The sequence below is a fragment of the Microbacterium sp. 10L49 genome, assembly GCF_056395125.1.
Map to the genome: position 1 here is coordinate 507,043 of NZ_JBFTIW010000003.1, position 16,376 is coordinate 523,418.

General features: G+C 70.3%; 15 protein-coding genes. 1 reads left to right on the forward strand and 14 read right to left on the reverse strand.

From position 1 onward, the window contains the following. Positions 1-17: 17 nt before the first annotated feature. Together AC1DCT_RS10220 and AC1DCT_RS10225 are read right to left on the reverse strand one after the other, a co-directional pair. On the reverse strand, positions 18-1,811 hold the full coding sequence (locus tag AC1DCT_RS10220) for a sensor histidine kinase (protein ID WP_477428976.1): 1,794 nt from the start codon (positions 1,809-1,811) through the stop codon (positions 18-20). Between the two features lie 110 nt (positions 1,812-1,921). Further along, positions 1,922-3,307: an ATP-dependent DNA helicase gene (locus tag AC1DCT_RS10225; RefSeq protein WP_477230100.1), complete on the reverse strand. Its 1,386-nt coding sequence runs from the start codon at positions 3,305-3,307 to the stop codon at positions 1,922-1,924. Between the two features lie 162 nt (positions 3,308-3,469). Between AC1DCT_RS10225 and AC1DCT_RS10230 the strand changes: the two genes are divergently transcribed. Continuing rightward, entirely contained in the window at positions 3,470-4,588 is a 1,119-nt protein-coding gene (locus tag AC1DCT_RS10230) for a hypothetical protein (protein ID WP_441978212.1), read from the forward strand. Positions 4,589-4,707: 119 nt separating this feature from the next. Here AC1DCT_RS10230 and AC1DCT_RS10235 read toward each other — a convergent pair whose 3' ends face one another. The 12 genes from AC1DCT_RS10235 to AC1DCT_RS10290 form a co-directional block, all read right to left on the reverse strand. Continuing rightward, the gene (locus AC1DCT_RS10235; protein WP_477230099.1) at positions 4,708-6,909 is read right to left on the reverse strand and encodes a bifunctional copper resistance protein CopD/cytochrome c oxidase assembly protein; all 2,202 of its coding nucleotides are present in this window, start codon (positions 6,907-6,909) and stop codon (positions 4,708-4,710) included. Positions 6,910-7,025: 116 nt separating this feature from the next. Then, a complete protein-coding gene (locus AC1DCT_RS10240; RefSeq protein WP_045250850.1) occupies positions 7,026-7,313 on the reverse strand; it encodes an HU family DNA-binding protein in 288 nt (95 codons plus the stop codon). Between the two features lie 395 nt (positions 7,314-7,708). Next, positions 7,709-8,302, reverse strand: a complete 594-nt coding sequence (locus tag AC1DCT_RS10245) for an endonuclease domain-containing protein (protein ID WP_477428978.1) — start codon at positions 8,300-8,302, stop codon at positions 7,709-7,711. A gap of 519 nt (positions 8,303-8,821) precedes the next feature. Next, positions 8,822-9,127, reverse strand: coding sequence for a 30S ribosomal protein S14 (rpsN, locus tag AC1DCT_RS10250; protein WP_233311002.1), 306 nt, complete (start codon positions 9,125-9,127; stop codon positions 8,822-8,824). A gap of 3 nt (positions 9,128-9,130) precedes the next feature. Further along, the gene (gene rpmG / locus AC1DCT_RS10255; RefSeq protein WP_045250846.1) at positions 9,131-9,301 is read right to left on the reverse strand and encodes a 50S ribosomal protein L33; all 171 of its coding nucleotides are present in this window, start codon (positions 9,299-9,301) and stop codon (positions 9,131-9,133) included. Further along, positions 9,301-9,537 carry a 50S ribosomal protein L28 gene (rpmB, locus tag AC1DCT_RS10260; RefSeq protein ID WP_045250845.1) on the reverse strand — a complete coding sequence of 79 codons (237 nt, stop codon included), beginning with the start codon at positions 9,535-9,537 and terminating at the stop codon, positions 9,301-9,303. Before rpmB ends, rpmG begins: the two co-directional genes overlap by 1 nt. A gap of 150 nt (positions 9,538-9,687) precedes the next feature. Continuing rightward, positions 9,688-10,473: a DNA-3-methyladenine glycosylase gene (locus AC1DCT_RS10265; protein WP_477428980.1), complete on the reverse strand. Its 786-nt coding sequence runs from the start codon at positions 10,471-10,473 to the stop codon at positions 9,688-9,690. Beyond that, complete coding sequence (locus tag AC1DCT_RS10270) at positions 10,473-12,362, reverse strand: hypothetical protein (RefSeq protein WP_477428982.1); 1,890 nt, start codon at positions 12,360-12,362, stop codon at positions 10,473-10,475. Before AC1DCT_RS10270 ends, AC1DCT_RS10265 begins: the two co-directional genes overlap by 1 nt. After that, a complete protein-coding gene (locus tag AC1DCT_RS10275) occupies positions 12,352-13,182 on the reverse strand; it encodes a TIGR03943 family putative permease subunit (protein WP_440732569.1) in 831 nt (276 codons plus the stop codon). Before AC1DCT_RS10275 ends, AC1DCT_RS10270 begins: the two co-directional genes overlap by 11 nt. Further along, complete coding sequence (locus AC1DCT_RS10280) at positions 13,175-14,161, reverse strand: permease (RefSeq protein WP_440733200.1); 987 nt, start codon at positions 14,159-14,161, stop codon at positions 13,175-13,177. The genes AC1DCT_RS10275 and AC1DCT_RS10280 overlap by 8 nt, the downstream gene beginning before the upstream one ends. Positions 14,162-14,255: 94 nt before the next feature. Further along, positions 14,256-14,654, reverse strand: a complete 399-nt coding sequence (locus AC1DCT_RS10285; RefSeq protein WP_440732570.1) for a Fur family transcriptional regulator — start codon at positions 14,652-14,654, stop codon at positions 14,256-14,258. Positions 14,655-14,880: 226 nt separating this feature from the next. After that, positions 14,881-16,200 carry a cell division initiation protein gene (locus AC1DCT_RS10290; protein WP_477428984.1) on the reverse strand — a complete coding sequence of 440 codons (1,320 nt, stop codon included), beginning with the start codon at positions 16,198-16,200 and terminating at the stop codon, positions 14,881-14,883. Positions 16,201-16,376 lie beyond the last annotated feature (176 nt).

Below are 16,376 nucleotides of genomic sequence, written 5' to 3' on the forward strand. Positions count from 1 at the left end.
ACCCGTGCGTGGGTGCACTATGCCTCGCGATGGCCGAGTGGAATCTCCGCGCGCAGCCTCGTCCCGCCGGGAACGGCCGGCTCGAGTGTCATCGTCCCGCCCAGGGTCTCGATCCGGTCCCTGAGGCTGCGCAGGCCGAATCCCGGGACCGCCCCGACCGGCCCCTTCCCGTCGTCGCTCACCGCGATCTGCAGGCGGCCGTCCCGCACGGCCAGGTCCACGACGATCTCGCGGGCGCCGGCGTGCTTCACAGCGTTGGTCAGGGCCTCGGCGATCACGAAGTAGGCGGTCGACTCGATCTCGGCCTCCATCCGACCGAGAGGAACGGCGGCCTCGACCCGCACCGGGATCCGGACCTGGTCGGCCAGCGCGGATACGGCGGCCTCCAGGCCGTGGTCCTTCAGCCGGCTCGGCATGAGGCCCTCGACCAGGCCGCGCAGCTCGTCGAGCAGGGATCCGCAGCGCTCGGCGATCTGCGCAGCCTCCGCCCGGATGTAGTCCGCGTCGTCGGCCTGCCGCGCCATCCGCTGCACGTCGATGCCGACCAGGACGATCCGCTGCTGGGCGCCGTCGTGCAGATCCTGTGCGATGCGACGACGTTCGGCGTCCGCGGCCACGACGATCCGGCGCCGAGAGGTCTGCAGCTCCTCCGCGGCCACGTGGAGCTGCTGCACCGCGGAGCGCAGCTCGACGATCAGCCGCTGCTTGTCCATCGCGAGTCCGAGCTGTGCGGCCACGGTCGCGACCAGCCCCCGGTCCGCGATCAGGTCGCGGTCATACAGGAGCGCGCCGGTGGGGGCCTCCGGCGGGCCGATCGGCCACCGGCCGCTCTCATCGGGTACGGCGAGCTCGCGCCCTGCGCTGTCGACGAAACGCGCCGGGTCTGTGTCCGCCGTCCAGAGGATCCTGGCGCTGGGGTCGCCCAGAGCCCGCACCGCGAGCGCATCGAGCAGCGCCGGCTCCACGGATGCCGCGGAGATGCCCGCGGCCACCTCCGCGACCTCACCCGCGTGACCGAACGCGCCGAAGGTCAGCCCCACGAGGAAGGCGACGGGCAGGCCACCGAGCATGAGCAGCTGGACGACGGTCGCGGCCTGCTGCACGCCGGGGCGGGAGTCGAGGTGCAGCATCACGACCGTCACGCCGATCACCGCGATGGCCGCGCACCCGTAGCCGATGAACGGGAGCAGTTGGCGGCGCGGGAGTGTCGCCATCCGCGAGAGCCGGATGCCCCAGAGGACGACCGTCGCCGCCAGAGCGAGCATGCCCACCGCCGCCTGCAGGGTCCAGACCACCTCGGTCACACCGGGTTGCAGGACGACGATGATCTGCGGGGCCACGGAGACGAGATAGGCCACCGCCACGATGGCGCGGGCGGCCCTGCCGGGCAGCCGACCGGAGGGGAACGCGAGCAGCAGGTGCAGCAACAGGGCAAGCGGGAGGCTGGACGTCAGCGTGCCCAGGACGCGGAGCGCCGGGATGCTGTCGTCGTAGGTGCCGGAGGCCCACAGCGCCAACGCGGTGAGCAGCATCAGCCGCCCGATGGCGTTGTGCGGGCGCCGGTACCACGCGAGGAGGCCGGTGATGGTGAAGACCGCGACCAGCACGGTGTCGAGCAGGGATCCGCCGAGGCCCCTCGTCGAGGGGATCGCGAGCTCGACCAGGCAGAGGACGGCCATCAGGATGCCGACGCCGACCAGCGCCGCACGCAGGCTCGGCGTTCCCGCCCCCGAGGAGCGTCCGTCCGCGGTCGGCGGGCGCCGGTCGGCCGCCGGAATGCGGCCGTCCGCCGAGCCGTTGAGCGGTGTCATGCGTACAGGATCCCAGGACCGGCCGACGGGCGGAACGGTTCCCAGGTGTTCCGCCGCCGCACCGGCTCCGCATCGGTTCGGTCGCCTGACGGCGCGTGCCGCATGCCCGCCTACGAACCGACCTTCGGCGTGGAGTCGCCCTGGCGGGCCTCCCACGCGGCGCGCATGAAGCGGCGCACGTCCTCGTCGACGCGGATGTCGCGGGGGCGCAGCGGGCGGGACAGGTACAGCCCGTCCAGCGAGGTCAGCCGCGACAGCGCGACGTAGGTCTGCCCGGGCGCGAACGCGCCGGATCCGAGATCCACGATCGCCCGGTCGTAGGTCTTGCCCTGGGACTTGTGGATCGTGACCGCCCACGCGAGCCGCAGCGGGAACTGCGTGAACTCCGCGACCACTTCGCGCGAGAGCGTCTTGGTACCGGGGTTGTAGATGTACCGGTAGCGCTCCCAGACCGCGGGTTCGACGTCGACCTCCTCGCCGTCGATCTCCACGCGCACGGCATCGCCGAGAATGCGCACCACCGTCCCGATGGTGCCGTTCACCCAGCGCGGCGGATCCGGCGACGCTGCGATGTCGTTGCGCAGGAACATCACCTGCGCGCCCTCCTTGAGCTGCAGCTCCTGGTCGGCGGGATAGTTCGCCTCGCCGCGGCCGAAGTCGCCGGAGATGTCGGCCTTGGCCTTCTGCACCTTGCCGGGCAGCGCCGCGAGATGGCGGGCGTTGATGCCGTTCACGATGTCGTTGCGCGTGGCGAGCGTGATGATCGGGATCTCGCCGGGTGCCGGATCCGGCGGCGTCCTCGCGCCCGCGTCGTTGAGCGCACCCGCGATCTCGGCGGTCACTCGGCCGTAGCGCACGGCGTTCAGCATCGCCTTGAAGCCCGCATCGGACTGCCGGTGGATGTGCACGAGCTCGCGCACGTGCAGCGTCGCGCCGTGCGTGCCGATGTCGAGCAGTCCGTCGGTGGCCTCACCACCGGTCCACACCTTGGCGTCGAAGAACCAGAAGGAGCGGTAGTGGTCCTGGATGTAGCGCAGCTCGTCGCCGCGTGGCGGCACGGGGGCCAGCTGATACGGATCCCCGAACATCACGACCTGCACGCCGCCGAACGCCTCCGCCTTGCGGCCCCGCGCCTGACGCAGCGACCGGTCGATCGCGTCCATCAGATCCGCGTTGACCATCGACACCTCGTCGATCACGAGCGTGTCGATCGCGTTCAGGATCTTGCGAGTCGCATCCGACTGGTCGATCTCGCTGTCGGCGATGAGGCCGATCGGCAGGCGGAACAGCGAATGGATCGTCTGACCCTCGACGTTCAGCGCTGCCACCCCCGTGGGGGCGCAGACGGCGATCTGCTTCTGCGTGTTGTACGCGAAGTGCTGCAGCAGCGTGGACTTGCCGGTTCCGGCGCGGCCGGTGATGAACACGTGCTCGCGGGTGTCCTCGATCAGTCGGAACAGTTCTTCCTGTTCGGCGGAGAGGGTCGGCGTGCTCACGGTCCTCGAATTCTACCGGCGAGCGTCTTCTCTGACCGCGAGACTGCACTGGAATAACGAGACAGCACTCCGGGAGTGCAGTCTCGTCACTCAGTTGCAGTCTCGCGGACCCGGCCGGGCCACTCGGGGTTCCTGCAGGCGGACTTTCGTAGACTGGCGCACATGGTGCAGTCGGCGGGGGTGCTGACGCCAGGCGTGCGGTCGCGCCGGGCGCGGAGTGCGCGTCGCCGTGCCTCGCTCTGGTCTGACCTCACCCTGCTGGCTGTCGTCGGCGCCGTGCTGGTGGCCGCCCTCGCCGCGGGCGGACTCACCATGTACCGCGAGTTCTACAGCCCCTCCGCCTTCGTCACGCGCTATCTGACGCTGCTCAGCGAGGGTCGCGCGGCCGACGCCCTGCAGCTGCCCGGCGTCGCCCTCTCGCACGGCGACCTCGACACCGACGCGTTCCGCTCCGCTTCCGATGCTCTGCTGCGTCATGACGCACTCGGCACACTCACCGACATCGTCGTGACCGACGAGCACCCCGACGGCGACGCCACCTCGGTCACCGTGACGTACAAGGCCGGGGGTCACGCCGGATCCTCCACCTTCCGCGTCGCTCAGGACGGCTGGATCGGCGTCGCACCCGCGTGGGAGTTCGCGCAGAGCCCGCTCGCCGTCATCTCGCTCACCGTGCGCGGATCCGACCGGTTCTTCGTGAACGGCTTCGAGCTCGACCGCCGCCAGGTCGCGGCGCAGGGTGCGGACTCATCGGCGCTCGACGCGGTCCCGATGCTGGTGTTCTCCCCGGGGCTGTATTCGGTGTCTGTGAAGACCGCGACCGCGACCGCGACCGGCATCGGGGTGCTGGCCGACAAGCCGCTCGCCGACGTGCCGCTGGATGTGCAGGCCAAGCCCACCGACGCCTTCGTCAAGGTCGTGCAGCAGCGCGTCGACGATTTCCTCGCGCAGTGCACGACGCAGCATGTTCTGCAGCCCACCGGCTGCCCGTTCGGTCAGACCGTGCCCAACCGCGTCGTCGACGGCCCCACCTGGAGCATGGTCAAGGGACCCGACATCACCCTGCAGCCCGACGGCGAGGGGTGGAAGATCGTGGCGACCCCGGCCACCGCACACATCGAGCTCGAGGTGAAGTCGCTCTACGACGGATCCGTGTCGCACGTCGACGAGGACGTGCCGTTCGAGGTGGACGGGACGATCCGGTTCCTGCCCGACGGATCCGCCTCGATCAGCATCACCTCACCCGAGCAGTCCGCTCCCCCGCCCGGATCCGAAGGCTGAGCCCGCCCCGCACGTGGTCGTTGAGCGAGGACGCCGAAGGCGACCGAGACGAAACGCGGTGCCCTGCCGGGGTGCCGCGTTTCGTCTCGCTTCGCTCGCTCAACGACCCCGTGGGGGCCTCAGCGCCCGCGGGCGGCAGCCCTGGCGTCCTTCTCGGCGAGTTCGGCGAGCCGCGCGTTGTACTCCTCGAGCTCCGCATCGCCCGAGCGATCGGCAGCCCGGTCCTGACGCTTCTGCACCTTCGCGTCGCTGCGGCTCCACTGGATCGCGACCGTGATGGCGAGGATCAGCGTCGGGATCTCCCCCACCGACCATGCCACGCCGCCGCCCACGTACTGGTCCTGCAGCGGCGTCGCCCCCCAGGTGCGGCCCATGGATCCGAACCACTCGGCGACCATCAGGCCCGACTGCATCATGATCGCCATGCCGAAGAACGCGTGCGTGGCCATCACGGCGATGAGCGTGATCAGGCGTCCGGCGTACGGCAGCCGCCGCGGAACCGGATCCGCGCCGATGAGGCTGAGCACGAACAGGTATCCCGAGATGAGGAAGTGCATCGTCATCCACTCGTGCCCGATGTGGTCGGTCATGGCCCAGCGCACGAGGTCGGTGAAGTAGAACGCCCACAGCGACAGCACGAAGATCGCCGCCGCCACGAACGGGTTGGTGACCACCCGCGAGAACGGCGAGTGCACCGCCCACAGGATCCATTCCCGCCCGCCGCGGGTGCCGTCGTCGCGCTTGTCGATCGCGCGCAGGGCGAGCGTGACCGGTGCGCCGGCCACGAGCAGCAGCGGGATCGCCATGGAGAGCATCATGTGCCCGAGCATGTGCACGCTGAACAGGGTCTCCTGATACGCGTTGATCGCGCCCCCGGTGACCCACACCAGCCCCAGCATCCCGAGGATCCAGAACACCGTGCGGTGGATCGGCCAGGCGTCGCCGCGCTTGCGCAGACGGAGGACTCCGAGCACGTACAGCGCGATTCCGAACGCCGCGGCGGTCGCCCAGATCAGGTCGATGTTCCACGCCGTGATCCAGCGGATCGGGGTGAGTTCGGGGGGCAGCGGGGAGCCGGTGAGGATCTCGGCCGGCGTGCGCACGGTGGCCACCTCGAGGCCGGTGGGCGGCGCGGTGCGCGAGAGCGCGGCGGCGAGGCCGGAGGCGATGCCCATGAGGGCGAGCTCCAGCAGCACCAGGGTCCAGAACGGGCCGGATCCGCCCGCGTTCGCCGACGCGGAGCCGGATCCGTCCTGCTCGAGCTTCGGGATGAGCCGGGTGCGGTAGCGGGCTCCGAGCGCACCGAGCAGGATCAGCACGATCGCCTTGGCGACGATGAGTCCACCGTAGGGCGTGAGCAGACCGGCCCAGTCGCCCACGGCGACGATGGAGCGGGCGATGCCTGAGACCGCGACCACGATGTACGCGGCGAGGGCGAGGGAGGAGTAGCGGCGCACGAGGTCCGCGAAGGTGAGGGCACCCCTGGTCTTCTTCGCGCCGGCGGGCCTCTTGGCGCTCTTCGCCCCGGGCTTGGCGGAGGCGTGCGCACCGGCCGTGGCGCTGCCCTTGCGGGCGCCGCCACGCCCGGCGTCGGCGAGCTCGCTGCGGGATCCGCGCAGCACGATCAGCAGCACGAGGCCGCCGATCCACACCGCGGCGCCGACCGTGTGCAGCAGCAGCGAGTTCACCGCGGCGTCATGGCCGCTGAGCTCGCCCGCATGGCCCTGCGTGGCGAGCGGGACGAACGAGGCGGCGGCGAGGATCGCGGTGAGCAGAGTGGCGGTCCAGCCGCGGAAGGCGAACGCGGCGATCGTGATGACGGCGCCCGCGAGCACCGTCATCAGCCAGGCCTGACCGAGAGGGAGCTCGAGCAGGAACCGGCCCAGCTGGGCGCCGAACTCCGGCCCCGCGCTGAGCTTCACACCGAGCGTCTGCAGGAACGTGAACAGACCCGCCACGGCGCTTGCGACCGTGTAGACCGCGGCACCGATCGAGGCGGTGTCCAGTGCGATCTCGAAAGAGCGCGCCCCGCTGCGCAGGGCGAACAACGCGAGCACGAGGGAGCCCAGCATCGCCGCCGCGCCCAGGTTGCTGATCGTCTTCACGACGGGCAGGCCCCAGCGCACCACGGGTCCGGGATCGAGGAGCAGGTTGGGCGCTGCGCCCCCGCCGAACGCGAGCCCGGCGACGACGGCGAGGATCGCGGCGCCGACAAGGATCACGGGACCGGCGATGCGCAGCGTCGGGGATCCGGCGGGCAGGGCGGAGCGGGCGGCGTCCGACCCGGTCTCGGGGCGGACCCCGGTGGCGGGGCGATTCACCCCTCCAGCCTATTCCGGTGTCGCTCGGGGTCTGCCGGGAGCCCGGCCGATTGCGAGGCCCCACGCGAAAGGCCGCCCCTCCGAGAGAGGGACGGCCTTGCGAGGCGAAGCCAGAATTACTTGACGGCAGCCTTGAGCTTGGAACCAGCGGTCACCTTGACGCGCTTGCCGGCCGGGATCTTGATCTCGGCGCCGGTCTGCGGGTTGCGGCCCGTGCGGGCGGCGGTGGCGACCTGCTCGAAGGAGATCCAGCCCGGGATCGAGACCTTGCTGCCCTTGGCAACAGCGTCCGAGACCGTCGCGAACAGGGCATCGAGAACGCCGGAGACGGCAGCCTGGCTCTGGCCGGTGGCGCTGGCGATGCTCGCGACGAGCTCGGTCTTGGTGATGGACTTGTCAGCCATTTCATCCTCCAGCGACGGGATCCCGTCGCTTCGTATCAGAGTTCCGGATGGGCGGATGCCCCCCGTTGGTCGAACGACCGCCTTGAATGTATCAACCAAACCCCGGATTTCCGCGTCATTTCGCGGGTTTTGACGTTTTGAGACGGCGTGTCGCGCCTCATTCGTCACTCCAGTCACAGGGGCGGGCGCCGATTCCCCCTCCGTCCACCCGCACGGGAGGACTTCTCCCGTTCGGGAGGAGGTCCAGGATCCGATCGTCCTCCCGAACAGGAGTTCTCCTCCTGAGGCTGTGAGCGGCTCAAGGCCCCGGTAGACATTGCCACGCGCGATCGCGCAGTTCGGCACGCGCCAGGCGGATCGCCGAGGGCTCAGAAAAGTGCGGTGCGGCGCGGGCTTCAGCGCGCGAGATGGAGTCGCTGGGCGATCGCCATCAGAATCGCGGCCTGCACCTCGGGCCAATGCTTCATCAGGCGGTCGTATCCGATCCGGATGACGTGGTAGCCGTGCAGCCGGAGCAGAGCATCGTGGCTGTTGTCCTTCTCACGCTGCTCACCGACATGGTGCCCACCGTCGATCTGCACCACGAGCCGCTCGCCGATGAGGAAGTCCACTCGATGGCCGAGCAGCCACACCTGCGGCGTGATGGGGATATCGAGCCACGCGAGCCGAGTGCGGAAGATGCTCTCCGTTCCCGCATCCGCGAAAGGTCGAGCCTCCGCGAGCATCCGTCGAGCGTCGGGCGGCAGCGGGAGGCGCTCGAGCACCGCTGGGTCCACGACACGCTTGCGCATCGCCGACTCCCACACTGCGAGCGCCGCCTCGTACGGCTGACATCTCGCGATGAGAATCAGGGCGTTCTCGAGCGAGTCCTCCAGCGCATCGGGATCACGTGGCAGCAACGGCGCACTCCAGTGGATGACGCCCTCCGACACCTGGGCATGCCCCGACCGCGGCGGCGCCGCGAGATGCGGCTCGCGTGCGTCGAGCACCCAGAGCCCCTTGCGCTCCGCGCCAGCGTGATGCAAGTCAGCACGACGCCGCGCCGCGCTGCGGCCACCAGAGACGGGTCTGCCGCGGGCAGGGCGACCCAGCCTCTGCGCACAGAGAACAGCCCGCCCGCTTCGCGCGCGCGGCGGAGCTCGTACGCGGTGACGCCGGCACGCCGAAGCACATCGATGCGCGCCACACCGCCGCGTCGCCGGAGCTGTTCGATCGGATCCATTCCTCGATGGTGAACCTGCTCGGGATTCCATAGGACCGGATCCCGAAACCCGTGCGGAAACCACCGCAGCGCCGACCTGTGCAGGGAGTTCTCCTCGGGAGGAGAACTCCCGGATGGGAGGAGGATCCGCCTCGGATCCTCCTCCCATCGAAGAGGATTCGCCCGATCTGCGCGACCTCAATGCTGCGCGAGCAGGAGCGGGGGCACTCCGGACACGCAGAAGGGGCGAGGATCCGAAGACCCTCGCCCCTTGCGTCCCTGGGATGAACTCAGGGACCGGTAAGACTTACCAGCTCGACTTGGTCACGCCGGGCAGCTCGCCACGGTGCGCCATGTCACGGAAGCGGACACGCGAGATGCCGAACTTCGTGAGGACACCGCGGGGGCGGCCGTCGATGGCGTCGCGCGAACGGACGCGGGCAGGCGACGCGTTGCGCGGAAGCTTCTGCAGGCCGACGCGGGCGGCCTCGCGGGCCTCCTCGGTCGCGTTCGGGTCGACCAGGGTCTTCTTCAGCTCGGCACGACGCTCGGCGTAACGCTCGACGACGACCTTGCGCTGCTCGTTGCGCGCGATCTTGCTCTTCTTAGCCATGGATCAACGCTCCTCTCGGAATTCGACGTGCTTGCGAACCACCGGGTCGTACTTCTTCAGCACGAGGCGGTCGGGGGTGTTGCGGCGGTTCTTCTTGGTCACGTAGGTGTACCCCGTGCCCGCGGTCGAACGCAGCTTGATGATCGGACGGATGTCCTGAGCCTTCTTGGCCATTAGAGCTTCACACCCTTCGCCTGGAGGTCCGCGACGACCCGCTCGATGCCGCGGGCGTCGATCACCTTGATGCCCTTGGCGGACACGTTGAGCGTGATCTTACGACCGAGCGACGGAACGAAATACGTCTTCTTCTGCACGTTCGGGTCGAAGCGGCGCTTCGTCCGACGGTGCGAGTGCGAGATGTTGTGACCGAAACCGGGAACTGCTCCGGTCACCTGGCACACTGCTGCCATGATGACTCCTTCTCTACCGTGAGGCCGGACGGCCCCACCCAAGATCCCTTGTCTGCACGCCTCTCCCCTGCCCGATCGCTCGGTTCAGAAGGGGAGGCACACGAACTGCGCACAGGAGTGTGCGCAGACAAAGAGCTACTTTAGCACGGATCAGCGGCCGGGCGTGTCGGCGGCTGCGGCGGCCTCGGCGGCGCCCCGGCCCCAGCGGAATGGGGACACGGTCGGATCCCCGGGGATCCAGAACCGCCAGGGGAACGCATCCGTGCCGGCGTGACCGGCCACCCCCACTCGCGGGCCCGTCGCGACCTCGGCCAGCGGCGAGCCGAGCCAGAGCTCGGCCCGCGCTCCCGCCTGCTCGCCGCCCGTGACGGCGTCGATGCCGTCGTGCCGCGGGTGCCGCAGGCCCGACGCCTGACCGAGCCGGCCCGGTCCGCGCGCGAGGTCGCGCAGCTCCCGGGTCTGAAACTCAGTTGATCCGGCGCTGTCCAGCGCCGGATCCGCGTCGGCACCCCCAGATCGACTGAGTTTCGGACGCACACCGCGCCGCACCGCCGCCGCCTCGACACCGGAGACGACCTCGCCGGCCCGCAGCAGCACACCACCGGCGACGCCGTCGGGTGCACACACCACGTTCACGCAGGAGTGGATGCCGTGGCTGAGGTACACGTACAGATGCCCGGGCTCGCCCCACATCGTGGCGTTGCGCGCGGTGCGGCCCATCCGGGCGTGGGAGCCGGGATCCGGCACCGGGCCCACACCCTTGCCGTGGTAGGCCTCGACCTCGGTGATCCGCAGCTGCACCTCGGCGCCGTCCACGAACGTGCGCAGCCGGGCGCCGAGCAGGCGTGGCGCCACCTCGAGCGGCAGCGCCTGCAGGTCCTCCCGCCGGGCGCGGCGCAGGCCGTGGCCGGCGGGCGGAAGACCCGCGCCGGTCATCACCGGTGCGGCGCCTGCGCGCACCACGACGGGTCGAAGCCGGCGAGCACGACGCGCTCCTTGCCGGTCTTCGTGTCGATGATGTGCGTCTGCATCGTGGTCGGCAGCGGCAGCAGCGACTGGTCGTAGGGGTTGTTCACGAGCTTGGGGGCCACCACGATCGCGCTGTACTGCCCGCTCGGAGACGGGCAGGCCTGCATGATCGCGTCGGATCCGGTCACGCTGAACAGCTTCGTCGCCTTGCCGTCGTCGTCCACCCGGGTGACGATCTGCCCGGTCGGCAACCCGGTGGCATCGCGGGTGGCGACCTGTCGCAGCGTGCCTCCGGGGAAGGGCGCGATCGTGCCCGGCACGCCGAAGTCGGGGGTGGAGGCGGCCAGGGGCTTCTCGGATCCGTCCGCCAGGTTCAGCTCGACCAGGTCGTTGCCGCGGCTGACGATCGCCGTGTAGGTGCCTCGGGAGATGCCCTCGACGGTCTGCGCGGCGCCGAGGGCCGTCGGCTTCGCCTTCGCATCGGAACGGTCCTCGACGTACAGCGCACCGCTGAAGTCGATGAACAGTGCCGAGGAGGAGTCGGGCACGAACGCCCACTGGGCGATGCTCGGCATCTTGTCCCCGACCGTGACGATCTGCGGCTCGCCGTCGCCCGTGAGCGACTGGCTCACCAGGATGCTCGCCCGACCGCTGGTCGCACTGATGCCCTTGTCGGTGAAGGTGTAGCCGACGAGGTTGCCGCGCTCGGACACCTGCAGGTTCGAGAGGAACCCGGGGCCGGGCAGCTTCAGCTCCCGCTGGTTCTTGCCCTTCCGATCCATCACCAGCAGCACCGACGTGCCGCCCTTCTCCGTCGCCACCACGAGGTGGTCGGCCGTGGCGCGGAAGTCGTCGATCTTCTCGTGCTGCACCACCGGGACGGCGTTCTTGCCGCCGAGGTCGGTGAGGAAGATCGTGTCATCGCCGTCGGCGTTGCGCTGCAGCAGGAAGATCGTCGACTTCGGCGTCTGGAAGGTCGCCTGCAGTGTGCTCTGACGCTGCTTGTCGGTGCCGGTCGCATCCTTGACGGTGACCGTGTAGGTCGTGTCGTCGTCGAGCGGCACGGTGAAGCGGATCCCGAGGTTGCGCCCCGACGTGTCGACGGTGAATGGAGCCTTGGGACTCACGCTCACCTGTTTCGGATCCACCTTCGCCAGCGGCTGGCTGGCGGTGATGATCATGCGCGTACCGGAGGCGTCGATCGCCGACTGCGCGTCGATCTTCACGCTGCTCACGCGCGGTCCCTGCAACAGCGTGATCACCCCGAACGCGGCGACCACGAGCACGAGCGCCCCGATCACCGCACCGAGGACCAGGGGGAACCGTCGGCGGCGCGCGACCGGCGCCGGAGTGGGGTGCGGTTGCCACTCCGGGGGCTCGAGCCGCGGGTCCGTGGGTGGCGCGAGCTGCGGATCCGCCGGCGGCTCTTCGACATGCGCATCGTCCGGCACGAGGGGCGGATCCTCCTGGTGCACGCGCGTCGCCGCCGCCGCGGCCGGCGCGGGGGCGACGTCCGGGAACTCGGCCTCGGCCTGCGCCGGAGCGGCATCGGCCGTCGAGGCGCTTGTGCCCGATCCTGCGTTCGGCGTCCGCCGCGGTCCCGGAGTGTCGTCGAAGACCTGCTCGGGCGCCGCAGAGCGGGTGACCGGCTCATCCGCGGTCGGCACGGCGGGGACCTGCGGAGCCTCAGGAGCGTCCGCCGCAGTCGAGGCCCTCGGCGCAGCGGCCTCGGAAGGCTCGGCCGGCTCGGAATCTTCCGGCGCCGCGGCTTCCACCCCGGCAGCCGCCTCCTCCGCCGCACGGCGCGCGCGCAACTCGGCGCGGGTGAGGGGGTGATCCGCGTCGTCAGTGCTCATAGGGGTCCTTCGGCTCCGAGATCTTCGACACACTGGCCGGCACGATCGAGAGCTTCCCGTCCGCGCTGGCGCGAACGGTCCCCTTCACCTGAATCCAGTCGCCCACAGCGTACTGGCCCTGCCAGCCGCTGATCTGCACGGGCACCGACGCCGGCTGCGCGTCGAGCACGCAGTGCGTGATGACCATGCGGGTCAGGTGCGCCTGATCCTTCGCGGATCCGCTGGGCGTGAGGAAGCCGGTGAGGGTCACCGTGGATCCGTCGTACTTCTCGGGCCGGGAGCCCGTGGCGAACACGCTGGCCCAGCCGCCCACGCCGAACGTGCTGGTGTCGGTGTTCGCTCCGAGGGCGACGTCGTCGGCGCCGGCGAACAGCACGTTGCCCATCGGGGCTCGCTGCATCGCCATGTCCACCGAGAGGGACGCAGGAGGCAGCAACAGAGCTCCCGCGACGACACCGGTCGCGATCACTCCGCCCGTCGCACCCAGCACCGTGCCCAGCACGCGGCGGCCGGACCGGGCGGGCGCGTGGTCGTGGTCATGCCCGTGGTCGGCGTCTCCGTGATCGTGACCGTGGTCCTGCTCCGCGCCGAGCGGCAGCACGCACGACCATACGGCGCCGACCAGCGTCGCGATCGCTGCGGCCACGGCGAACCACACCGTCTCGGGGCTGATGTAGAGCGTGAGCCGCCCCGTGAAGGCGAGGACGAGGGTGGCGATCGCGAGCGCGACGGCCAGACCGGCGCCGAGCCAGCGGGTGCCGAGTGCCTGCGCACGAGAGGGCCGGTGCGCGGTCGTCGTCTCAGGAAGAACCTCAGGCAAAGACGTTCACCCCGATCCCCAGGGCGAAGCCGAACAGGATCACGATGCCGACGATCCCGCCGAGGGTGCGGGCGGTGAAGGTGGTGCGCAGCAGCGCCATCATCTTGATGTCGACCAGCGGACCCACCAGGAGGAAGGCGACGATCGCGCCCGGCGAGAACGTCGAGGCGAACGAGAGCGCGAAGAACGAGTCCACGTTCGAGCAGATCGCCACCGAGATGGCCAGCGCGATCATCGCGACGACGGACAGCAGCGGGTTGGAGCCGATCGCCAGCAGCACGTCGCGCGGGACGAGCACCTGCACGGCGCCCGCGAGCGCGGATCCGATGATCAGCGCGGGCATCACGGCGCGCAGCTCGATGAGGAACTGGGCCAGGCTCCGGCGGATCCCGGATCCCTGCTCGTGCACGACGACCTCGCAGGTGTCGCGGAACCGCGCGGTGAGCAGCGCGTCGGGATCGGGATGCCGGCTGTACACCCAGCCGATCAGGTTGGCGACGAGGTAGCCGCCGACGAGACGGGCTACCAGGATCCCGCCGTCGAAGCCGAACGCGGCATGCGTCGTGAGGATCACGATGGGGTTGACGATGGGAGCCGCGATGAGGAACGTCAGCGCCTCCGCAGGTCCCAGCCCGCGCATCATCAGCCCGCGGGCGAACGGCACGTTGCCGCACTCGCACACCGGGATGAGCATGCCCAGCAGCGACAGCACGGCCCTGCGCGCCCAGCCACGCTTCGGCAGCACGCGCTCGATCACGCCGGCGGGCAGCCATACCTGCACCGCGATCGAGAGCAGCACCCCGAGGATCACGAAAGGCAGCGCCTCGAACAGCACGCTCAGTGACAGGGTGAGCCCGTCCTGCAGCCGGTTCGGCAGGCGGGCGGAGAACAGATGCGGCGCGAACACGTCGATTGCGACGAGGGCGGCCACTACGGCGACGCCGATCGCTGCACCGATGAGTGCCGTGCGCCCGGACAGCCGCGGCGGCGGGGTGCGCAGCGCGTGCGGAGTCGTCGCGCCGTCGCGCGTTGCGGTCGTACGGCGGCCGGGGGTCGTCAAGGTCACGCGGGGATCACTCCTGGGCGGCGTTCGCGCAGTTCGCACACAGTCCGAAGATGTCCACCACGTGCTCCGCGTCGCGGAAGCCGTGCTGGGCCGCGGTGCGCTGCGCCCACTGCTCGACGTCGGTCGCCTCGATCTCCACGGTCATCCCGCAGGAGCGGCAGATCAGGTGGTGGTGGTGGCCCTCGCTGCTGCACGCGCGGTAGAGCGCCTCACCCTCGGGGCTCTGCAGCGAATCGGCCTCACCGGAGGCCGCGAGTCCGGCGAGGGCGCGATAGACGGTGGCCAGGCCGATGCCGGTATTGGCCTCGCGCAGGGCCTGGTGCAGCGACTGCGCGCTCACGAATCCGCGCAGGTCGGAGAGCTCCTCGCGCACGCGTTCGCGCTGCCACGTGTTCCGCTGGGCCATGCCTCGAGTCTAGAGCGGGGTGCTGGCCTGCGGCTGGGAGCAGCGTATCCGTGACCTCCGAGCGAGGATGGGGTCGTTGAGCGAGGACGCCGCACGGTCGTTGAGCGAGGACGCGCAGCGACCGAGACGAAACGCAGGCCGAGACGAAACGCGGCGACCTTGCGAGATCACCGCGTTTCGTCTCACTCGCTCTACGCGCGTGTTCGCTCAACGACCCCGGAAGGGGTCAGGCCTCGGTGCCCTCCGCGGGTGCCTCGGCCCCGTCGGTCTCTGCCGGGCTCTCCGTCTCCGCAGCGGCGGATCCGGATCCGGATGCCTCGCTGCCGAGCGCCCCGTCGGGGCGGATCAGCTCGCGCACCTCGGCCATGAAACTGGTGAGCTGCTGCTGCTGCCAGCGCAGCTGCCGGGCCCGGTCATCGGCGTCGCGCACGACGTTCGCCGTGTGCGCGGTCACCATGTCGACGATCTTCTGCGACTTGGTACGGGCGCGGTCGAGGGTCTCGCGGGCGCGCACCTGCGCCTCGGCCTCGATCGCGCTGGCCTGCGAGCGCATCAGACGCTCGTAGTCCTCGGCCTTGGCGGAGATCCGCTCGGCGTGCGCCAGCGAGGATGCGACCTGCTCGTTCGCATCGGCGGTGATGCGCTCCGCGTGCGCGACGGCCTGGTTGTGCAGCACGAGGAACTCCTGCTGCGCGTCGTCCTGACGGCGCGTGAGGGATTCCTCCATCTCCAGCACTCGCGCGTTCATCTCCCGCACCTCGCGCTCGGCGGAGACGCGCAGATCGGTCGTCTCCCGGGTGACCATCGCGCGCAGCGCCGCGGCGCCCTTCTCAGCCTCGGTGCGGATCGAGTGCGCCTCCTGCTCGGCGTGGTTCACCTTCTCCGCGGCGTGCGCGGCCTCGCGCTCGACCTGCGCGGTGTGCGCCGTGAACTCGGTCTCCATCTTCAGGCGCACCTGGTCGGCGTCGCGCTCGGCCTGCGCCGTGATGCGCGCGACGTCGGCATCGAGCTCGGCGCGCTTGGCGGCGGCCTCGTCGCGGGCGGCGTCGAGCAGACGCTCCGCCTGCACCGCGGCGTTCTGGATCAGGACGCTGGCCTGCTCCTCCGCCACGCGCAGCACGGTCTCGAACTGCGAGCGCGACGTGGCCTCGTCGATGTCCTCCTGGGACCCGGCCAGAGCGGTGCTCAGCGACTGGATCTGCTGCGCGGACTCGGCGATCTTGGCGTTCGCCGTCGCGAGGTCGGACTCCAGTTTCGCCGCACGCTTCTCATGCGCGGCGGTCGCCTTCTCCAGTTCCTCGCGGTGCTTCTCCGCGACCTTGCTGAGCTCGCCGCGCAGGTGCGCGTCGGCCTTCGCGCCGGACTCGGACGCGCGCCGCAGCTCCTCCGTGAGGGCGGTCAGGTGCGCGTCGACCTCGGTCTTGTCATAGCCGCGGAAGCCGATCGTGAAGGACTGCTGCGTCGTAGGGTTGTCCAGCAGCTGATCGAAGAAGTCGCCCTGGGGGCCTTTGTCCTCGGTTGCTCGGTCCTCGGTTGCCTCGGCCACGTGCCGCGCCTTTCTGTTCGCCCCTCCTTCTCCCGGGCAGGGGGGATGTGCCGGAAGGATGGATGCGGAGGGTGAATCGCGTCGTCCGGCGCCCCTGGGTGCGGGGTCCGCGATCCGCGCGAGTCCTGAAGATCCTAACCCGGCGTTCCGTTGTGCCGACAGGGCTGGAGCCCGGC

Excerpts from the sequence above, each read along its gene's own strand:
- rpmB (WP_045250845.1), bottom strand. The coding sequence starts at position 9,537 with ATGGCAGCAGTGTGCCAGGTGACCGGAGCAGTTCCCGGTTTCGGTCAC.
- rpsN (WP_233311002.1), bottom strand. The coding sequence starts at position 9,127 with ATGGCTAAGAAGAGCAAGATCGCGCGCAACGAGCAGCGCAAGGTCGTC.
- AC1DCT_RS10265 (WP_477428980.1), bottom strand. The coding sequence starts at position 10,473 with ATGACCGGCGCGGGTCTTCCGCCCGCCGGCCACGGCCTGCGCCGCGCC.
- AC1DCT_RS10240 (WP_045250850.1), bottom strand. The coding sequence starts at position 7,313 with ATGGCTGACAAGTCCATCACCAAGACCGAGCTCGTCGCGAGCATCGCC.
- AC1DCT_RS10270 (WP_477428982.1), bottom strand. The coding sequence starts at position 12,362 with ATGAGCACTGACGACGCGGATCACCCCCTCACCCGCGCCGAGTTGCGC.
- AC1DCT_RS10230 (WP_441978212.1), top strand. The coding sequence starts at position 3,470 with ATGGTGCAGTCGGCGGGGGTGCTGACGCCAGGCGTGCGGTCGCGCCGG.
- rpmG (WP_045250846.1), bottom strand. The coding sequence starts at position 9,301 with ATGGCCAAGAAGGCTCAGGACATCCGTCCGATCATCAAGCTGCGTTCG.
- AC1DCT_RS10285 (WP_440732570.1), bottom strand. The coding sequence starts at position 14,654 with ATGGCCCAGCGGAACACGTGGCAGCGCGAACGCGTGCGCGAGGAGCTC.
- AC1DCT_RS10220 (WP_477428976.1), bottom strand. The coding sequence starts at position 1,811 with ATGACACCGCTCAACGGCTCGGCGGACGGCCGCATTCCGGCGGCCGAC.